Consider the following 16,407-nt stretch of genomic DNA (forward strand, 5'->3'; position numbering starts at 1 on the left):
CACACATGCAATAGGACACTAATGAACTCACTACAGCACATAATTAACCGCCGCGATTGGGAAAACCCAATTTCGGTGCAAGTTAATCAAGTAAAAGCGCACAGCCCACTTAATGGTTTTAAAAGCGTTGACCATGCCCGTACAAACACGCAATCACAAAAACAAAGTTTAAACGGCCAATGGGATTTTAAATTATTTGATAAACCCGAAGCGGTTGATGAGTCATTACTAAGTGAAACACTCGCCACCGACTGGCACAGTATTCCAGTGCCTTCTAACTGGCAATTACACGGCTTTGATAAACCTATTTATTGTAATGTTAAATACCCCTTTGTAGTAAACCCGCCATTTGTACCAAGCGATAACCCAACAGGTTGCTACCGTACTGAGTTTACTATTTCGGCGGATCAATTAGCTCAGCGAAACCATATTATTTTTGAAGGCGTAAACTCGGCGTTTCACCTTTGGTGTAACGGTCAATGGGTGGGCTACTCGCAGGATAGCCGCTTACCAAGCGAATTTGATTTAAGCGAACTGTTAGTGGCTGGCATCAACCGCATTGCGGTTATGGTTATTCGCTGGAGCGATGGCAGCTACCTTGAAGATCAAGACATGTGGTGGCTAAGCGGTATATTCCGCGATGTTAATTTACTTACTAAACCGCAACATCAAATACGCGATGTATTTATAACCCCAGATTTAGACGCCTGCTACCGCGATGCGACTTTGCATATAAAAACCGCAATAGATGCGCCAAATAACTACCAAGTAGCAGTACAGGTTTTTGATGGTGAACAAGCACTGTGTGAGCCACAAATACAAAGCACTAACAATAAACGCGTTGACGAAAAAGGCGGTTGGAGCGATGTCGTATTTCAAACAATTGATATACAAAGCCCTAAAAAATGGACAGCTGAAACCCCAACCTTATATCGCTGTGTTGTAAGCCTGTTAGATGAGCAAGGCAACACCGCAGATGCAGAAGCCTACAACATTGGCTTTAGAAAAGTAGAAATGCTTAACGGGCAGCTTTGTTTAAACGGCAAACCGCTACTAATTCGTGGTGTTAACCGCCACGAACATCACCCTGAAAACGGCCACACAGTAAGCACCGCCGACATGATTGAAGATATTAAGCTGATGAAGCAAAATAACTTTAATGCTGTACGTACTGCTCACTACCCAAACCACCCACGTTTTTACGAGCTGTGTGACGAGCTAGGTTTATACGTAGTAGACGAAGCCAATATAGAAACCCACGGTATGTTTCCTATGGGTAGGCTTGCAAGCGATCCGCAGTGGGCTGGTGCATTTATGTCGCGCTATACACAAATGGTTGAGCGCGATAAAAACCACGCCTCTATTATTATTTGGTCACTGGGTAACGAATGCGGGCACGGTGCCAACCACGATGCAATGTACGGTTGGTCAAAAAGCCTTGACCCTTCTCGCCCAGTGCAATACGAAGGTGGCGGCGCAAATACCACCGCAACCGACATTATTTGCCCTATGTATGCCCGTGTAGATACACATGTTGCTGATGACGCAGTACCTAAATACTCTATTAAAAAATGGCTAAGCCTACCGGGTGAAACTCGCCCACTCATTTTATGTGAGTACGCCCATGCAATGGGTAACAGCCTAGGTAGCTTTGACGATTACTGGCAAGCATTTAGAGAGTACCCGCGCTTACAAGGTGGCTTTATATGGGATTGGGTAGACCAAGGTTTATCTAAAACTGATGAAAACGGTAAGCATTACTGGGCTTACGGTGGTGATTTTGGTGATGAACTAAACGACCGCCAATTTTGTATAAACGGCTTATTATTTCCAGATCGTACGCCACACCCTAGCTTGTTTGAAGCTAAATACAGCCAACAGCATTTACAATTTACGCTGCGCGAGCAAACTCAAAACCACTATACCGTTGATGTATTTAGTGATTATGTATTTAGGGCAACCGATAACGAAAAACTAGTTTGGCAGTTAATAGAAAATGGCCAATGTGTAGAGCAAGGCGAGCAAATTATTAATATTGCTCCGCAAAGTACGCAAACGCTAACTGTTAATACAAAAACGGTGTTTAAAGCCGGTGCGCAATATCACCTTAATTTAGATGTAGTACTGATTAACGAGTGCAGCTTTGCAAGTGCCGAGCATGTATTAAACACCGAGCAATTTAAGCTTATAAATAGCCAAAGTTTAAGCGCTGATACATTTACGCCTGCTTTAGTAGCTGCTTCAGCACATGGCACACTAAATATTAGTGAAACTAACACACTGCTAAGTATTGAAGGCGATACCTTTAAACTTGTATTTAATAGCCAATCAGGCCTTATTGAGCAGTGGTTACACAATCAAACCCAAGTTATTAAAAGCCCATTAGTTGATAACTTTTACCGCGCCCCGCTTGATAACGACATAGGCGTAAGCGAAGTAGACAACTTAGACCCTAACGCATGGGAAGCGCGCTGGCTAAGAGCGGGTATTGGGCAGTGGCAGCGCACTTGTCGCTCGTTTGAAGTCGTGCAATCAAAGGTAGATATACGTATTACCTGTGTATTTAGTTATGAATTTAATGGCGCAGTACAAGCAAAAACAACATGGCTTTATACACTTAATAATAACGGTGAAATTAACTTAAATGTTGATGTGCAACTAAACGACATTTTGCCACCCATGCCACGCATAGGGTTAAGCACAGCGCTTAATAAACAAAGCGATACACAAGTAAACTGGCTTGGTTTAGGGCCATTTGAAAACTACCCTGATCGCAAAGCGGCTGCGCGTTTAGGTTATTACAGCGCGCAACATAATGAGCTACATACACCATATATATTCCCAACCGATAACGGCGTGCGTAGTGATTGCCAATTACTGAGTATTAATAATTTAACCGTAACCGGTGCGTTTTTATTTGCAGCCAGTGAATACTCTCAAAGCATGCTTACGCAAGCAAAGCACACCAATGAGCTAGTAGCTGATGATTGCTTACATGTCCATATTGATCATCAACATATGGGGGTTGGCGGCGATGATTCGTGGAGCCCAAGTACCCATAAAGAATATTTACTTGAGCAAACGCAGTACACCTACTCTTTAACTTTTTCGGCTAAGTAAAATAACGCTTAACCCATGCAAAAATAGCGGCTAAATTAGCCGCTATTTTTTAAGTTATACCAATCCACTTAATTAAGTAATCTATTTTGAGGATAGATAAACGTGTTGATAGCTAGGCAAAAAACTCGCTATTTAGTTGTTCTAAATGAGAATTTTTTAACGCAGGTAGCGACACGTTTAGCCCCTAAAAATGTTTATGTATTATTGCGGATTGGTATTGTAAACGTTATTTATCGGCTAGCTTTTTAGCAATAACACTATCAACCGAAAAGCTACCTGCACCTTGTACAGCAAGCGCTGCAGTTGCAACTAATAAAGTAAGTGCGTATTCGTAACCGTTGTTAGCCATAAATAAACCATTGTTAATATGTACACTAAATATTGCAATCAACATTGTAAACGCCGTAACTACGGCTGCTGGGCGTGTTAATAAACCAAGTGCTAATGCAATGCCGCCAAAAAATTCAGCGCTGCCTGCCATTAATGCTAACCAGTAACCTGGCTCTAAGCCAATACTTGCCATCCACTGCCCTGTACCTTCAAGGCCGTAACCGCCAAACCAAGCAAATAATTTTTGCGCGCCGTGCGCTGCTAAAATTAACCCGACTGGTACACGTAAAATAAGTGCTGCTGCGCCTGCTTTAGAGTTTAATATTTTCTGTAGTAGTGTCATGAGTTTTTATCCTGTGTAAATTTATAAGGTGTTAGTTTTGCTAACCGATGAACACAGTTTACTATCATCATTTTAAAACATTAATACCGATATTATTGGTTAATTATAAACGCGGTGTTTTTAATTTTAACTAAGTTACTGCTATTTTTGCCTAGCGTGTATAAATATTTAAGGCGCTATTTTTAATAGCGAAGTTTTAAGCATTATTAAGCAGTAAACTAATAGCTAAATAGTTCGGCTCTGCTAGTATAAAAAAAGTAGTAAAAATTGGATGCGCTTATGAGCTATAAAAGTAGTAGATTGATTCTCCCCCCATCTAAAAGTAAGGGATACCCCTTATATATTCTCATTACTTTGCTCGCATTATTTATTACTTTTGATTCTCATGCTGCCGATACATGTAAAATAAAGCACTTAAACACATCTACGCCTGCCTCTGCGCTTAAGGTAAATATCCCTTCTGAACTCACGGCTAAACGCGGTGTTAATCAATACCAAATAAGTTGCTCTGTTAAAAATGGTGGTGTACTAAGCTTTTTACGCCCAGGGCTTGATAGCTTTACTTGGCAGCAAAACAACACTGTAAAAACGCCATTAAAAGCGGGGCAAGTCGCCTACTTAATGGACGCAGGTACATTTACAGCCACAATAACATTAAAATCAAAGCTTAATTACACACCGCGATTTAAATGGCAGCCAACCCCCACTTATTTTAAAAAAGCGCAGCAAAACTCACTGATTATGGGCTCATTTTATGGGTTATGTATTACGCTTATTTTTTATGTATTAATAATGGGGCACAGACTTAACGAAAGTGTGTTTAAGCTCTACAGTATTTATATTTTTTGTATTGGCAGTTTTATTTTACTCCAAGAAGGGCAAGTGTATTTATTTGTGACGCAGCATGTGTCTGCCGTTATTTTTAACCTATACCTACTTAGTATTGGCTTAACCGTACTAAGTGCCACGTGGTTTATGCTCGCGTTACTAGAGACGAATAAACGCTGGCCTAAATTAACTATGTTTCTCAAAACATTGGCCTGTATTGTAATGCTATTTGCAGTACTAAAAATGCTAGTTAATAACCTAATATTTTGGACAATAGCAGGCCATGTAATGGCTTATTCTTCGCTATTTATTGTGGCTGTTATTTTTACTTTAGCAGCAATGCAAGCCTTAAAAGGTGTACGTGAAGCAACACTCGTATTTGTAGCACTTAGCTTTGTATTAGTAAGCATGATTTTTAGAGTATTGCTTATTAATCAAAGCCCATTTATGCAGCGTTATGGATTTGTGTTAGCGTTTGCGGTTGAATCATTTTTATTAGCAGTTGCGGTATCGAGGCGCATTAGCCGGATGCGAATAGCCCAAAAGCGCGCCGAAACCGAAGCAGATTACGACCACTTATGCGGCATATTAAACCGCAGAGGCTGGGCTAAAAAATCGGCTGAACTAATAAAGTTTCATGCAAAAAAAGGGGGCGTGTTGTGCCTTATGTACATAGACCTCGACGACTTTAAATTAATTAACGACAACTACGGCCATGCAACGGGCGACCAAGCACTTTGCAAAGTAGCGCATAATTTAAAAAGCAGCGTACGAAAACATGACGCAGTCGGTCGCTTAGGCGGCGATGAATTTGTAGTACTTGCGCACTTTTATACTAAAGCGCAAGTTAGCCCTAAAATACACCACCTTAAAACACATCTAAATCAACTCACTATTAACCATAATGACCAGGTAATTGCTGTAAAAGCCAGTGTTGGCAGTACCGTATTTAGCGAGCCACCTAATAATATTGACGAAATTTTAAAAGCAGGCGATACCGCCATGTACCATGAAAAGTTACAACGTAAAGTAAAACCACTCACTTTAGTTGATGGCTAATTATAAGTATTACTGCTTATTGCTATTAAACCGTAACCGGCTTGGCAAACTGTTTACGGTTTACATAGTGACTTGTGAGAATGGTAAATAAGGTTGAACATATTGCCGCTACTGCATATACCTGCCAAATATCAAAATAAAACTTAAGCGCGAGTGCAATTACAGAAAAAAATACGCAACCGCCTAACGAACCAATAATGCCACCATTAAGTACTTTATAAGCAGAGAACTTTTTATCGCTTGCGTGGGCAATACTGCCCATTACTGCCAATATTACCGGAAAGGTAGATAGTAACCCACTCCACATAGCGCCAATATTTGCCGATAAAAACGTAACTAAAACAATAAAGCTAGTAACCAATAGCATTTTTACAGGCAGCTCCCAGGCTGCTGTAAAAGGTTTAGCATCAGGTTCAAATTTTAACTTGCTTGATGCATGCGCTAAAACAGCTAAAACGCTAAGCGAAATAACACATGCTAGTGCAATATTAATTGGTAACAACAAGGTAAACGCACTAAAAACACACCACAATGTTAACGCCGCAAAGAGCGCTTTTAATACCCCATATTTTGCAAGCATAGCGGCATAGCAAAAACAAAATAGCCCTATGCCACTCATACCATACAAAGACGCCACCGCCGAATTACTAGCAAATAACTTACCCTGCTCAAACGCAATAAAATAAGAAATAGGGCCCGATGTAATAGGCAAGCCCGGAATAATCCCACTTACAAAACTGCCAAATCGTTTTTGGGCATAATTAATCAATAATAAAAGCAGAGGCGCAATGGTGAGTTTTAAAAGCAACATAATAATTATAAAGTATGAGATATATGCCTTAGTCTACGTTTTAAATTATGTGTTGTAGAGTGAATAAAAGTAACGCATACAATGCAATTATTTTCATCTATGGGTACAAGCAAAAACTTACTGGCTACAAAAAAGGCCACTTTAAAAGTGGCCTAATATTTAATAAATAAAACACGACTTACGCTTTTTTAAATAAAACCTCTGGGTTTACCATGGTTTTCATTTCAAGCACGTTACCGTTTGGATCTTCAATAAAAAAAGTTTCCTGTTCAAACTCATCACCTACAAAGCGGCGATACGGTTTATCAAGGTACTCAAGCCCTGCTGCTTCAATACGCTTTTTTAAACCGTTAAATTCATCTTCTGATAAATGAATACCAAAATGAGGCACAGCCACAGCGCCCATATCTACATCATGGCGCACAGTGGGTAAGCGCTCTACACTTTGATGCAGAGTTAATTCGTTACCCCAAAAGTCTATGTCTACCCAACGGCCTTCTTCGCTGTTACCTGTTTTACAGCCCAATACGTCGCAATAAAACGTTTTAGCTACTTTTAAATCGCCAGCCGGAATAGCCAAATGCAAACAGTTAGACATAAATTACCTTTAATCTTATATTTTTGTATATTAATAACCCTCATTATACATAAAATATAATTGATGAAACATTAACAACCAAATTTAAGCATAGTTAATCTATCTTCATGTAATGATTTATATTTGAGTGGGGATCTATTAAAGCTAAAAAGGTTACTTTAAAATACGCGCGCTATGATTAAATTCTTACTTTTAAAGTTCATCACCTTCTTTTTAGGCTTTGTGACCTGCTTTGCCATGCACACTACTTTTGCATTGCCTTTAGTTATGTCTGCCGCACTAACAGGCCTTATTGGCTCGTTTATTCCTTTTCCTGCACGTTATAAAAACCACCCCTATGCTGCAATTTACGCTGGCAGCTTTGCTGGTATGTGCTCAACGCAATTAATTACAAGTTATTGGGAAATAGCCATAATCTCAGTTATTGGGGCTAGCTTATACGTGCTTACTATAAATATGTTTACCGGATTTGGTGGCAAACTTGGCAGCGTAGCCTTTGCAAGCGTGGCTTTATTTATGTTGGCAAAAGGAATGGTTTTATGAATTTAGAATATCCAGTTATTGCTTTACTCGGTGCTTTTTTAACGTTTTATTTAGCTAAACATAATCGTTTTGATGGCATACGCGCATCAGCCTCGCTTTCTATTATTGCGTATTTAATTTTAAGCGCCTTAAACCTAAACCCCGACTTATACTCAGTCGTATTTTTTGGAGGCACGTTTATAGGCATGAGCGCACCACATCGATTTGGTATTTACACGGTTGCTAGTTCATCAATTTTATTTTCGTTTTTATTTGAATACCTAGTGCCAAAGCTTGATGGCTATGGCGGTGCATTAGGCATAAGTGCATTTTTGGCTGTGTGTATTTGCCACATGTGTATTTTATTAGGCGCACCAAGAAGTAAAAAGCCAGCCCCTTAAAAACAGATAAGCAACCCGGTTATTAATACTTTAAGGTAAAAGCAACATCAAAAAATTCATAGCGTGGTATGTTCCTTTTTTCTACAACTCTGTTAGAATCCCTCGCGATCTTTATTTACCCTAAATAAAGACAAATCATATATGGATTTATGAACATGAAAAAACTAATCGCAGTAGCAGCTCTATCTTTACTTCCTTTTTCTAACGCAATGGCTGACCAAGATATTGGTTGTGGCCTTGGCTCTATGTTATTTGCAGGCCAGCAAGGTAAAGGCGTTAAAATTTTAGGCGCTACAACTAACGGTACTTCTGGTAACCAAACTTTCGGTATCACTTTTGGTACTTTAGGTTGTGACGGCACTGGTACAGTAACTTCTTCTGAAAAAATCGCTTTATTCATCGATGGCAACATGGAGCAGCTTGCTCGTGATATGTCTCAAGGTGAAGGCGAAACTTTAGCTACACTTGCTGAGGTTTGGGGCGTTGCAGAACAAGATAAAGCAGCATTCAACAAGCTTGCTCAAGCACAGTTTTCTTCAGTATTTACTTCTGAGAACGTAACTTCACAAACAGTTTTAGAAAACCTAAACACTGTTGTAGCAAGTGACGCACAACTAGCTTCTTATACTCTTTCTTAATCAGCTAATTTAGCCGGTTTTATATGTATAAATAAAGCCACTAGAGTAACCTCTAGCGGCTTTTTTTTATGGTTTTGGGTATGCAAAAAATATTAGTTATTCTGTTAGTTACGCTCTTTAGTACATATTCTAATGCTAAAAGTATTGAAAATAATACATTAGCCACACATCCTTACTGGCTCAAATTAGGCCACTACCGCAATACCACATTAGGTAGCTTTAAAAGTGAAGTAGAAAGTGCTGAGTTTTTTATAGCACCCACAGGTAAAACAAACCCAGTTGATGAGCTAAATGCCACCATTAGCGCATTTAATGGCAATAAAACCAGCCAACAAAAATACAGCTGCCAATTTCCTGCTCGCTACACATGGCTAAAATCAAAAATAAATAATAATTGGCCTGCTCTTAATTGCCCTGAACTTACTACCTGGCAACAAGTAATAAACCCTAAAGGGGTTACGCTGGTATTTCCTACTGCATTTATGAATAGCCCTTCATCAATGTTTGGGCATACATTGCTGCGTATTGACGCTAAAGATCAAACCCGAAATAAAGAACTTGTTGCTTTTGCTGTTAATTTTGCAGCAGAACCTGATGGCTCAGATAACGCTGCTATGTATGCATTAAAGGGGCTTGTTGGTAGCTACCCAGGTAAGTTTTCGCTTATGCCGTATTACAAAAAAGTACGTGAATATAACGACTTAGAATCACGCGATATTTGGGAGTACAAACTAAATTTAACCGAGCAACAAGTAGAGCGGATTTTACTGCATTTATGGGAGCTTCAAAGCGCTACTTTTGATTACTTTTTTATAGACGAAAACTGCTCGTATCAGTTACTGGCGCTATTACAATTAGCGAAAGACGACCTTAATTTAACTTCGCAATTTAACATGCAGGCTATTCCTTCAGACACAGTTGCCGCACTAAGAGACAACAATTTACTGCAAGCTCCTAATTACCGCCCTGCTTTTGGCACTAAGCTTTATCACTATTCAACACAGTTAAGCGATCAGCAACTTAGTGATGCGAGGGAGCTTATGCAAGGCAAGCCATTAAATACCCGTAATTACTCACAAAAAGAGCTAGTAGCCATACTAGAAATGGCGTACGAATGGCTAAACTTTGAATTTTACGATAAAGCCCTAAACCGTGAAAAAATAGCCCCAAGGCTTACTAAGTTATTATTAATGCGCAGTAAGTATGCTGTTCCTTCTCCTTTATCTAAGCCCAAAAAACCTAAAGCCTCGCCAGAGCAAGGCCACGGTTCTTCTAGGCTAACAGCTAAAAGAGTGCAAAATAATAACCAGAAAAATACCACCAATTTAGCTTATCGACTTGCTTATCATGATTTACTCGACAGACCTGCAGGCTTTATACCTGGAGCACAAATTAGCTTTTTTGACTTAGAAGCCAACCTTACAGATAACAGCAATAATCACATTGAGCACTTTTACTTACTCGATGCTATGTCGCTTGCCCCCGATAACCGTGTATTTGACAGCTACTCTTGGAATATCAAAATGGGCTTTGACAGACAGCCAAGTCAAAACAAACGCTCAGGCCGATTTTTTACTAAAGGTGGATATGGTAAGTCTTACGGCAACCCAAACAGTGTGCATGGCTATATTTTGGGACAATTTGAGCTAAATACTGGTGATATTTCTAACCAGCTAAGTATAGGACTAGGCAGTGAGGCTGGCGTTATTTGGCAAGTAAATAACAACCACAAACTTGCGCTTACCGGTAATATATTTTGGCTAAGCGATAATGCCGCTAATAACCACAGCGAAGCTGCGCTAACTTGGAGCTACGCATTGTCGCGCAATTTAGCACTGCGCAGCCAAATAAAGCACGAAAAATGGCATAGCCACAATACAGCTGCAAGTTTAGCCATGCAGTTTTACTTTTAGGCATTTATTTAGCCTTAACGCTACTTGTTGGGTAGCCAAGTACTACCTTACATTTAGCTTTTAAACCTTTTGCCTTATACGCACTTTTAAATAAATGAGCCCACTGATGAAACGTTATTGTTAGTGGGTTATTACTATTTAACTGCCCTACTATGCCGTACTTGCATGGCTGATTTTTATCTTCTTCTACAAAGGTACCAAACAGCTTATCCCAAATAATAAGTACGCCAGCAAAGTTTTTATCAAGATAGCTTTTATTAATCGCATGATGAACCCGGTGGTGTGATGGCGTATTAAATACGCTTTCAAACCAGCCTAACTTGCCTACTATTTGCGTATGCACAAAAAATTGATACGCCAAATTAAGTGCCACTACACTAAATACGGTTAATGGCTCAAAACCTAGCAATATCATAGGTAGCCAAAAAACCCACATACCCGCTACTGGGTACATTACACTTTGCCTAAATGCCGTTGTAAAATTCATTTTAGTAGAGCTGTGATGTACTACATGGGCTGCCCACAGCCAGTGAATATGATGCGATGCCCGATGAAACCAATAATATAAAAAATCTTGCAGTAAAAAGGCAAAAGCGACACTTAAAATACTTAGCTCAATATCAAATAGCCTGTATTCATACAGCCAATAAAAAAAAGGCATTAGCAGTAATAAAGCAAGTGCATCAGCACCTTGATGGAGTAGCGCTAAGGCGGTATTTGCCAGGCTGTCCTTTATGTCGTAATAACGTTTAAACTTAACGAACTCGTAGCAAACAAAAAACAAAAATACCGGGCTTAGCGCGAGTAAAATAATTTCAACACTCATTTTGCTCACCTAAAAAATAATTGTTTAATTTTTTGAGTGCGTTAACAACATCTCTTTTAATAAAAAACTCAAGCACACTATTAGGCAGCCACCACGGCGCTTTACAGCGAATGCTATAACTTACTTGGCAACGTATAGGGTTACTATTTACAGCAAAAAAATAAATATCACCTTTGTGCTTTGCCACGGGCTTATTACCTATAATTTGATAGCAAATATGGTGTTTATTAACCGCCATTATTTGCTCTTTAAACGTAACACCCGCCATGCTTACTTGCCTAATAGCACCCACACCACCTGGCTCTTCATCATTATTTTGTGGCTTTACAAGTAAAAACTTAGCGTTAAAAAATCGCCCCAGCGCAGCATGGTCAAGCAAGGCTGCTTTTACTTGCTGTGGGCTAGCAGCTAGCGTGTGGCTTGTTGTTATAAATATCATTTAGGTCACTATTAAAGCGTTGTTATAGCAGTAGCTTATAAAATTTATACATGGCAAACTTGCCATTAAGTGACTATTTTTTAGCTTTAGGCGACAAATGCATACTCTCAGCGATTATTATTTTTCGAGTATTTTAGACTTTTTGCAAAACCAAGGGCTCAATACCCAAAGTGTACTAAGCGCAATTAGTTTTAATGAGTATGTAGATAAAAACAGCCTGCAACTTGCTCCGCGTATAAGTTTACACAGTTACAATGCATTATTAAGTTTTGCCAGTACGGCACTTAACAGCCCACTATTTGGATTTGAATTAGGAAAACATATTCGCACTGCCGATTACGGTGTGCTTGGCTATTTAATTGAATCGAGCAGCCATTTAGCCAACGCTATTGAATCGCTACTTCATTACGACAGCTTGGTAGCAGATATAGGCAAAGCACATTTTGAGCAACATGCAGATACTGCCACAGTAAGGTGGCTACCCCATGCTTTGTGCAACACACAGGTTATACAACGAAATATGACCGCATGGGTCAGTGTTATTAGGCAACTTTTAAATCCTCAGCTTAGCCCTACGCGTGTTGAATTTACGGAAAGTTTTACATCACAACAAATAAAGCAGCTTTCAACGTGGTTTAACTGCCCTGTAAAAGGCAATGCACAATACAACCAAATTAGCTTTGCCAAAGCATTCTTAGCACTGCCTTTTAAAACCGATAACAGCGCGATTAATAGCGCACTTAAACAAGTTTCGCAGCAACAGCTTAGCGAGTTTAAAAGCCAGCAAAATTTATCTGAGCATATAACGGTGCTGCTTATGGCTAAAAGCGACCTACAAGAGTGCACATTAATTAAAACCGCGGCAGCAGTTAATTTAACGCCCCGTACGCTACAAAGGCGCTTAAAAGAAAACCACCTTACCTTTGCGCAGCTTTTAGAGAACGAGCGAAAACGCCGCGCCGAAATACTAATAAACAACACTTCATTAATAGAGCTGGCAACCCTATTAGGGTTTAAAGATCAGAGCTCATTTAACCGCGCTTTTTATCGTTGGTATGGGTGTAGCCCGCGCAAATATAGAGAAAAAACATAAGCAAGGCCACAGGTTAACAATTAGTTATCATTTAACGTGTATTTGTTGCTTATATTATTTACACTAGGCAATAAAAAAGCGTGGTTGTTATGTTGTTACGTGTACTCGTCAATGTGTTTATAATTGTTATATGCGGTCAAGTTGCTAAGGCTGATACGCTCACATTTATTGCAGAAGATCTACCGCCTTATCATTTTATAAATAAAAACAATGAACCCGACGGCGCACTTGTAGATTTAGCCAAAGCCGTTATAAAGCACACTAATTTATCCGCCAAGTTTGAAATAATGCCTATGGCGCGAATTTTTTATGCCCTCGAGCATAACCAAAATGCAGTAACCCTTTCGTTGTTAAAAACCCCAATAAGAGAAAAGCAACTTAGCTGGTTAGGCGAGGCTTACTTTGCTGATGCCTACCTAGTAAGTTTAAAAAGCCACACCGACGAGGTAAGCCACCTCAATCATGCAAAGTTTTATCAAGTGGCTACAATTAGAGGCTACTCAAGTGCTTATTATTTAAAAGAGGCGGGCTTTGTAGAGGGTGAAAACCTAGTACTTGTTAGCTATTATCAGCAGCTATGGCAAATGCTATACAAAAAGCGCATAGACTTTGTACTTACTAACACCCTTACCTTAGAAAACGAATTAAAACGCTCAGGCCTAAACCCTGCACTTATTACCAAACGCATACATTTAACCGACTACCCTTCAAAACTGTACTTTAGCGCAAATAAAAACCTTAACCCCCAAACAGCCACCGCAATTAGTAATGCACTTGCTTTATTAAAAGAAAATGGCGAATACCGCGCTATTTTACAAAAGTGGCAACTGCCCTTACCAAGCACTGCCAACAAGTTGTAATAAATAGCGCCTATAATTTTAGCAAAGCTAACAATGCTATTTGGCTATGCGAACAATCAAAACACCTCAAGGTATTACGCTTAACTACCAAGACGAAGGCGATAAAAAGTCCCCTGTAATAATTTTAATTATGGGCTTGGGCGCACAAATGACCGTGTGGCCAGACTCGCTTTACTATGGCTTAGTAAAAAAAGGCTTTAGAGTTATTCGTTTTGATAACCGCGATACCGGTCTTTCTACTCACTTAGAGCACCACACAAACCCCAGCTTATTTAAATCGTGGTTGAGTAAACGCTTACCAATACGCGCTAAAACCCCTTACTTACTTGATGACATGGCGGATGACGTACTAGCGCTTATGGCAGCCCTTAAAATTAAAAAAGCGCATTTTGTGGGGGCTTCTATGGGCGGTATGATAGCCCAGTTAATAGCAGCGCAGCATAAAAAAAAGGTGCTCAGTTTAACCACTATTATGTCGAGCTCTAGCTTGCCAAGGCTCAGTGCTAAAAGCATTGGCGTATTTATAAAGCTTGCAAAATTACAGCCTAAAAACACCAGCCACGATGAGGCAATAAATTATAATATTAAGCTTAATCAACTTATTGGCAGCCCTGCTTATCCGCAAACAGAGCGCGCACTTCGCCTGCATGCAACTCAAATAGTTAAACGCTCATATAATCCTAATGGCTATAAACGCCAATTAGTTGCTATGGCCGCAAGTAAAAACAGGCAACATTTAATACGTAAAATTAAAACCCCTACACTGGTAATTCATGGCAGTGACGATGTGGTTATTCCGCTTAATGCCGGTAAAAAAACAGCCGCACTTATAAAAAAGGCCAAGCTAAGAGTAGTCCCTGGTATGGGCCATAATTTTGCCCCCGAGCTAATGCCTAAAATGACAAAGTGGCTAACAAAACATATAAAAAAAGCGCAGCGTAAGCACCTAAATAAAAAATGTAAAAAGCAAAAGCAACAACAAAACGCACATATTGGTATAACCAAAAAATAATGATTAAATTATAAAAACAAAAAAATTGGTAATGTTGATATTTTAAATTGGTATGTTAGATTAAAGTTAAGCGAAGTTAATATCGTTCACTTATAAAATCATCACACAGAGACAACCATGAAAAAATACACATCTACTTTTAAACTCACAGCTCTTGCAGCTATTACCCCCTTACTGTTTATGGGCTGTGCGAGTACAAACACATCCGTTGATAGTAATACACCGGTTCCTGCATCAAAATTTGATTTATCAAACTGGAAAATAAATGTTCCGGTCGATTTAAATAACGACGGAAAAATAGATACAGTAGACGTTGAAGACATTCAAACTTACGCACACCCTGATTTTTTCTACCTTGATGATCAGGGCTATATGGTATTTACCTCGCCAAACAAAGCGCTTACTAGTGCAAATTCAACCAATACCCGCAGTGAATTACGACAAATGATCCGCGGAACAAACACCAAAATAAAAACTAAAAATTCAAAAAACAATTTTGCACTTGCCGTGCACCCGCTATCTGAGCGTTTTGGCTCAGTAGGCGGAAAAATGGAAGCCACGCTCAAAGTTGATCATGTAGCACTGCGTGCAAACGATCCTAGTAAAAAAGCCGCGTATTCTGTGGTGGTTGGGCAAATTCATGCAGGTAAAGATCAAGCCTTAATAGATACAAAACTGGGTTTTGGCTGGGGCAACGAGCCGCTTAAAATTTATTACAAAAAATGGCCAGGGCACAAAACCGGATCGGTATTTTGGAACTACGAGCGCAACTTACCAAAAAAAGATCCTAACCGTACCGACATTACTTACCCTGTATGGGGCAACACCTGGGAAAACCCAGATGATCCAACGGCAGCCGGTATAGCGCTAGGTGATGAGTTTAGCTACACCGTAAACGTGCATAAAAATATGATGTATTTAACCTTTAGCGCCCAAGGCAAAAAAGACGTTAACTACGCTATAAACTTAGGTAATAACGTAGATGCTTATGGCAAAGTAGATGATAAAGATCACCCTAATGGCTACGCTGCCGATTGGCATTACTTTAAAGCGGGTGCGTATAACCAATGTAGTACCAAAAGCGCTAAAGGCATTTGGTACCCAGGCTGTTTAGGTACGGGTGATTGGGCTACAGACAAACAAAATGGCGATTACGCGCAAGTGAGCTTTAAAAAATTAGTATTAAGCCCATCAACTAAGCCGTAAGCGTTGTTGTAGTTAAGTAGTTTTTAAGTGATGTAAACAGTGGCGAAGGTAAATTATTAATATCGCACCAGCGCCACTGAATACATTTATTTGGCTCGTTTAGCGCAGGCTCCCCGCCTTCGTAATCAGCTTTTACATATAAAGTAATGTAGTGTTTGTTTTCAGCACTAAAAATATCGTTAGTAAAATCTAGCTTAGTTATTTTACTTACATTTAGCCCTGTTTCCTCACATACCTCGCGTATTGCACACTGTTCAACACTTTCGCCAAATTCTAAATGTCCGCCGGGCGTTGCCCATGTATTTGCACCATGAGCACCTTTTCGCTCACCTAATAAAATAGTGTTTTGGCGCATAATAATAACCGCCACGCCTACTCGTACTGTGTTATTCATAAATTATTTTCACT

16 protein-coding genes are annotated in these 16,407 nt (G+C 39.6%); 10 read left to right on the plus strand and 6 right to left on the minus strand.

The window, feature by feature from the left end; genetic code table 11:
- Positions 1 to 21: 21 nt before the first annotated feature.
- On the plus strand, positions 22 to 3,120 hold the full coding sequence (locus PESP_RS13820; protein ID WP_089348545.1) for a beta-galactosidase: 3,099 nt from the start codon (positions 22 to 24) through the stop codon (positions 3,118 to 3,120).
- Between the two features lie 226 nt (positions 3,121 to 3,346).
- On the opposite strand, the gene PESP_RS13825 is transcribed toward PESP_RS13820, so the two are convergent.
- Positions 3,347 to 3,793 carry a DoxX family protein gene (locus PESP_RS13825; protein ID WP_089348546.1) on the minus strand — a complete coding sequence of 149 codons (447 nt, stop codon included), beginning with the start codon at positions 3,791 to 3,793 and terminating at the stop codon, positions 3,347 to 3,349.
- Positions 3,794 to 4,072: 279 nt separating this feature from the next.
- Between PESP_RS13825 and PESP_RS13830 the strand changes: the two genes are divergently transcribed.
- Positions 4,073 to 5,680: a sensor domain-containing diguanylate cyclase gene (locus PESP_RS13830; protein WP_089349176.1), complete on the plus strand. Its 1,608-nt coding sequence runs from the start codon at positions 4,073 to 4,075 to the stop codon at positions 5,678 to 5,680.
- A 25-nt stretch (positions 5,681 to 5,705) separates the two neighbouring features.
- Here PESP_RS13830 and PESP_RS13835 read toward each other — a convergent pair whose 3' ends face one another.
- The gene (locus PESP_RS13835; RefSeq protein ID WP_245852078.1) at positions 5,706 to 6,491 is read right to left on the minus strand and encodes a hypothetical protein; all 786 of its coding nucleotides are present in this window, start codon (positions 6,489 to 6,491) and stop codon (positions 5,706 to 5,708) included.
- Between the two features lie 178 nt (positions 6,492 to 6,669).
- Complete coding sequence (locus PESP_RS13840) at positions 6,670 to 7,089, minus strand: VOC family protein (RefSeq protein WP_089348547.1); 420 nt, start codon at positions 7,087 to 7,089, stop codon at positions 6,670 to 6,672.
- Between the two features lie 237 nt (positions 7,090 to 7,326).
- Here PESP_RS13840 and PESP_RS13845 point away from each other — a divergent pair, with 237 nt between their 5' ends.
- The 4 genes from PESP_RS13845 (at position 7,327) to PESP_RS13860 (ending at position 10,563) form a co-directional block, all read left to right on the plus strand.
- Positions 7,327 to 7,632, plus strand: a complete 306-nt coding sequence (locus PESP_RS13845; RefSeq protein ID WP_089349178.1) for a hypothetical protein — start codon at positions 7,327 to 7,329, stop codon at positions 7,630 to 7,632.
- Positions 7,629 to 8,012, plus strand: a complete 384-nt coding sequence (locus PESP_RS13850; protein WP_089348548.1) for a hypothetical protein — start codon at positions 7,629 to 7,631, stop codon at positions 8,010 to 8,012. Before PESP_RS13845 ends, PESP_RS13850 begins: the two co-directional genes overlap by 4 nt.
- A 155-nt stretch (positions 8,013 to 8,167) precedes the next feature.
- On the plus strand, positions 8,168 to 8,650 hold the full coding sequence (locus tag PESP_RS13855; protein ID WP_058547111.1) for a DUF3015 domain-containing protein: 483 nt from the start codon (positions 8,168 to 8,170) through the stop codon (positions 8,648 to 8,650).
- A gap of 80 nt (positions 8,651 to 8,730) precedes the next feature.
- Complete coding sequence (locus PESP_RS13860; RefSeq protein ID WP_089349179.1) at positions 8,731 to 10,563, plus strand: Lnb N-terminal periplasmic domain-containing protein; 1,833 nt, start codon at positions 8,731 to 8,733, stop codon at positions 10,561 to 10,563.
- A 4-nt stretch (positions 10,564 to 10,567) separates the two neighbouring features.
- Here PESP_RS13860 and PESP_RS13865 read toward each other — a convergent pair whose 3' ends face one another.
- Both PESP_RS13865 and PESP_RS13870 read right to left on the minus strand, forming a co-directional pair.
- On the minus strand, positions 10,568 to 11,389 hold the full coding sequence (locus tag PESP_RS13865) for a sterol desaturase family protein (protein WP_089348549.1): 822 nt from the start codon (positions 11,387 to 11,389) through the stop codon (positions 10,568 to 10,570).
- Positions 11,379 to 11,828 (minus strand): SRPBCC family protein, encoded by a 450-nt coding sequence (locus PESP_RS13870; protein ID WP_089348550.1) that lies wholly within the window; start codon positions 11,826 to 11,828, stop codon positions 11,379 to 11,381. The genes PESP_RS13865 and PESP_RS13870 overlap by 11 nt, the downstream gene beginning before the upstream one ends.
- A 97-nt stretch (positions 11,829 to 11,925) precedes the next feature.
- Here PESP_RS13870 and PESP_RS13875 point away from each other — a divergent pair, with 97 nt between their 5' ends.
- The 4 genes from PESP_RS13875 to PESP_RS13890 all read left to right on the plus strand — a co-directional run bounded on the left by PESP_RS13875 (position 11,926) and on the right by PESP_RS13890 (position 15,999).
- Complete coding sequence (locus PESP_RS13875) at positions 11,926 to 12,921, plus strand: AraC family transcriptional regulator (RefSeq protein WP_089348551.1); 996 nt, start codon at positions 11,926 to 11,928, stop codon at positions 12,919 to 12,921.
- An 89-nt stretch (positions 12,922 to 13,010) separates the two neighbouring features.
- Positions 13,011 to 13,781, plus strand: a complete 771-nt coding sequence (locus PESP_RS13880) for a substrate-binding periplasmic protein (RefSeq protein WP_089348552.1) — start codon at positions 13,011 to 13,013, stop codon at positions 13,779 to 13,781.
- 46 nt (positions 13,782 to 13,827) lie between these two features.
- Positions 13,828 to 14,793, plus strand: coding sequence for an alpha/beta fold hydrolase (locus tag PESP_RS13885; protein WP_089348553.1), 966 nt, complete (start codon positions 13,828 to 13,830; stop codon positions 14,791 to 14,793).
- A gap of 117 nt (positions 14,794 to 14,910) precedes the next feature.
- Positions 14,911 to 15,999 carry a polysaccharide lyase family 7 protein gene (locus PESP_RS13890; protein ID WP_089348554.1) on the plus strand — a complete coding sequence of 363 codons (1,089 nt, stop codon included), beginning with the start codon at positions 14,911 to 14,913 and terminating at the stop codon, positions 15,997 to 15,999.
- On the opposite strand, the gene PESP_RS13895 is transcribed toward PESP_RS13890, so the two are convergent.
- The gene (locus PESP_RS13895) at positions 15,989 to 16,393 is read right to left on the minus strand and encodes a nucleotide triphosphate diphosphatase NUDT15 (RefSeq protein WP_089348555.1); all 405 of its coding nucleotides are present in this window, start codon (positions 16,391 to 16,393) and stop codon (positions 15,989 to 15,991) included. The genes PESP_RS13890 and PESP_RS13895 overlap by 11 nt on opposite strands.
- Positions 16,394 to 16,407 lie beyond the last annotated feature (14 nt).

It is taken from the genome of Pseudoalteromonas espejiana DSM 9414 (assembly GCF_002221525.1).
GTDB classification, from domain to species: domain Bacteria; phylum Pseudomonadota; class Gammaproteobacteria; order Enterobacterales; family Alteromonadaceae; genus Pseudoalteromonas; species Pseudoalteromonas espejiana.

Coding starts and splice junctions, on each gene's coding strand:
- PESP_RS13875 (WP_089348551.1), top strand. CDS start 11,926: ATGCATACTCTCAGCGATTATTATTTTTCGAGTATTTTAGACTTTTTG.
- PESP_RS13870 (WP_089348550.1), bottom strand. CDS start 11,828: ATGATATTTATAACAACAAGCCACACGCTAGCTGCTAGCCCACAGCAA.
- PESP_RS13840 (WP_089348547.1), bottom strand. CDS start 7,089: ATGTCTAACTGTTTGCATTTGGCTATTCCGGCTGGCGATTTAAAAGTA.
- PESP_RS13885 (WP_089348553.1), top strand. CDS start 13,828: ATGCGAACAATCAAAACACCTCAAGGTATTACGCTTAACTACCAAGAC.
- PESP_RS13835 (WP_245852078.1), bottom strand. CDS start 6,491: ATGTTGCTTTTAAAACTCACCATTGCGCCTCTGCTTTTATTATTGATT.
- PESP_RS13865 (WP_089348549.1), bottom strand. CDS start 11,389: ATGAGTGTTGAAATTATTTTACTCGCGCTAAGCCCGGTATTTTTGTTT.
- PESP_RS13890 (WP_089348554.1), top strand. CDS start 14,911: ATGAAAAAATACACATCTACTTTTAAACTCACAGCTCTTGCAGCTATT.
- PESP_RS13845 (WP_089349178.1), top strand. CDS start 7,327: ATGCACACTACTTTTGCATTGCCTTTAGTTATGTCTGCCGCACTAACA.
- PESP_RS13855 (WP_058547111.1), top strand. CDS start 8,168: ATGAAAAAACTAATCGCAGTAGCAGCTCTATCTTTACTTCCTTTTTCT.
- PESP_RS13830 (WP_089349176.1), top strand. CDS start 4,073: ATGAGCTATAAAAGTAGTAGATTGATTCTCCCCCCATCTAAAAGTAAG.
- PESP_RS13850 (WP_089348548.1), top strand. CDS start 7,629: ATGAATTTAGAATATCCAGTTATTGCTTTACTCGGTGCTTTTTTAACG.
- PESP_RS13860 (WP_089349179.1), top strand. CDS start 8,731: ATGCAAAAAATATTAGTTATTCTGTTAGTTACGCTCTTTAGTACATAT.
- PESP_RS13825 (WP_089348546.1), bottom strand. CDS start 3,793: ATGACACTACTACAGAAAATATTAAACTCTAAAGCAGGCGCAGCAGCA.
- PESP_RS13895 (WP_089348555.1), bottom strand. CDS start 16,393: ATGAATAACACAGTACGAGTAGGCGTGGCGGTTATTATTATGCGCCAA.
- PESP_RS13880 (WP_089348552.1), top strand. CDS start 13,011: ATGTTGTTACGTGTACTCGTCAATGTGTTTATAATTGTTATATGCGGT.
- PESP_RS13820 (WP_089348545.1), top strand. CDS start 22: ATGAACTCACTACAGCACATAATTAACCGCCGCGATTGGGAAAACCCA.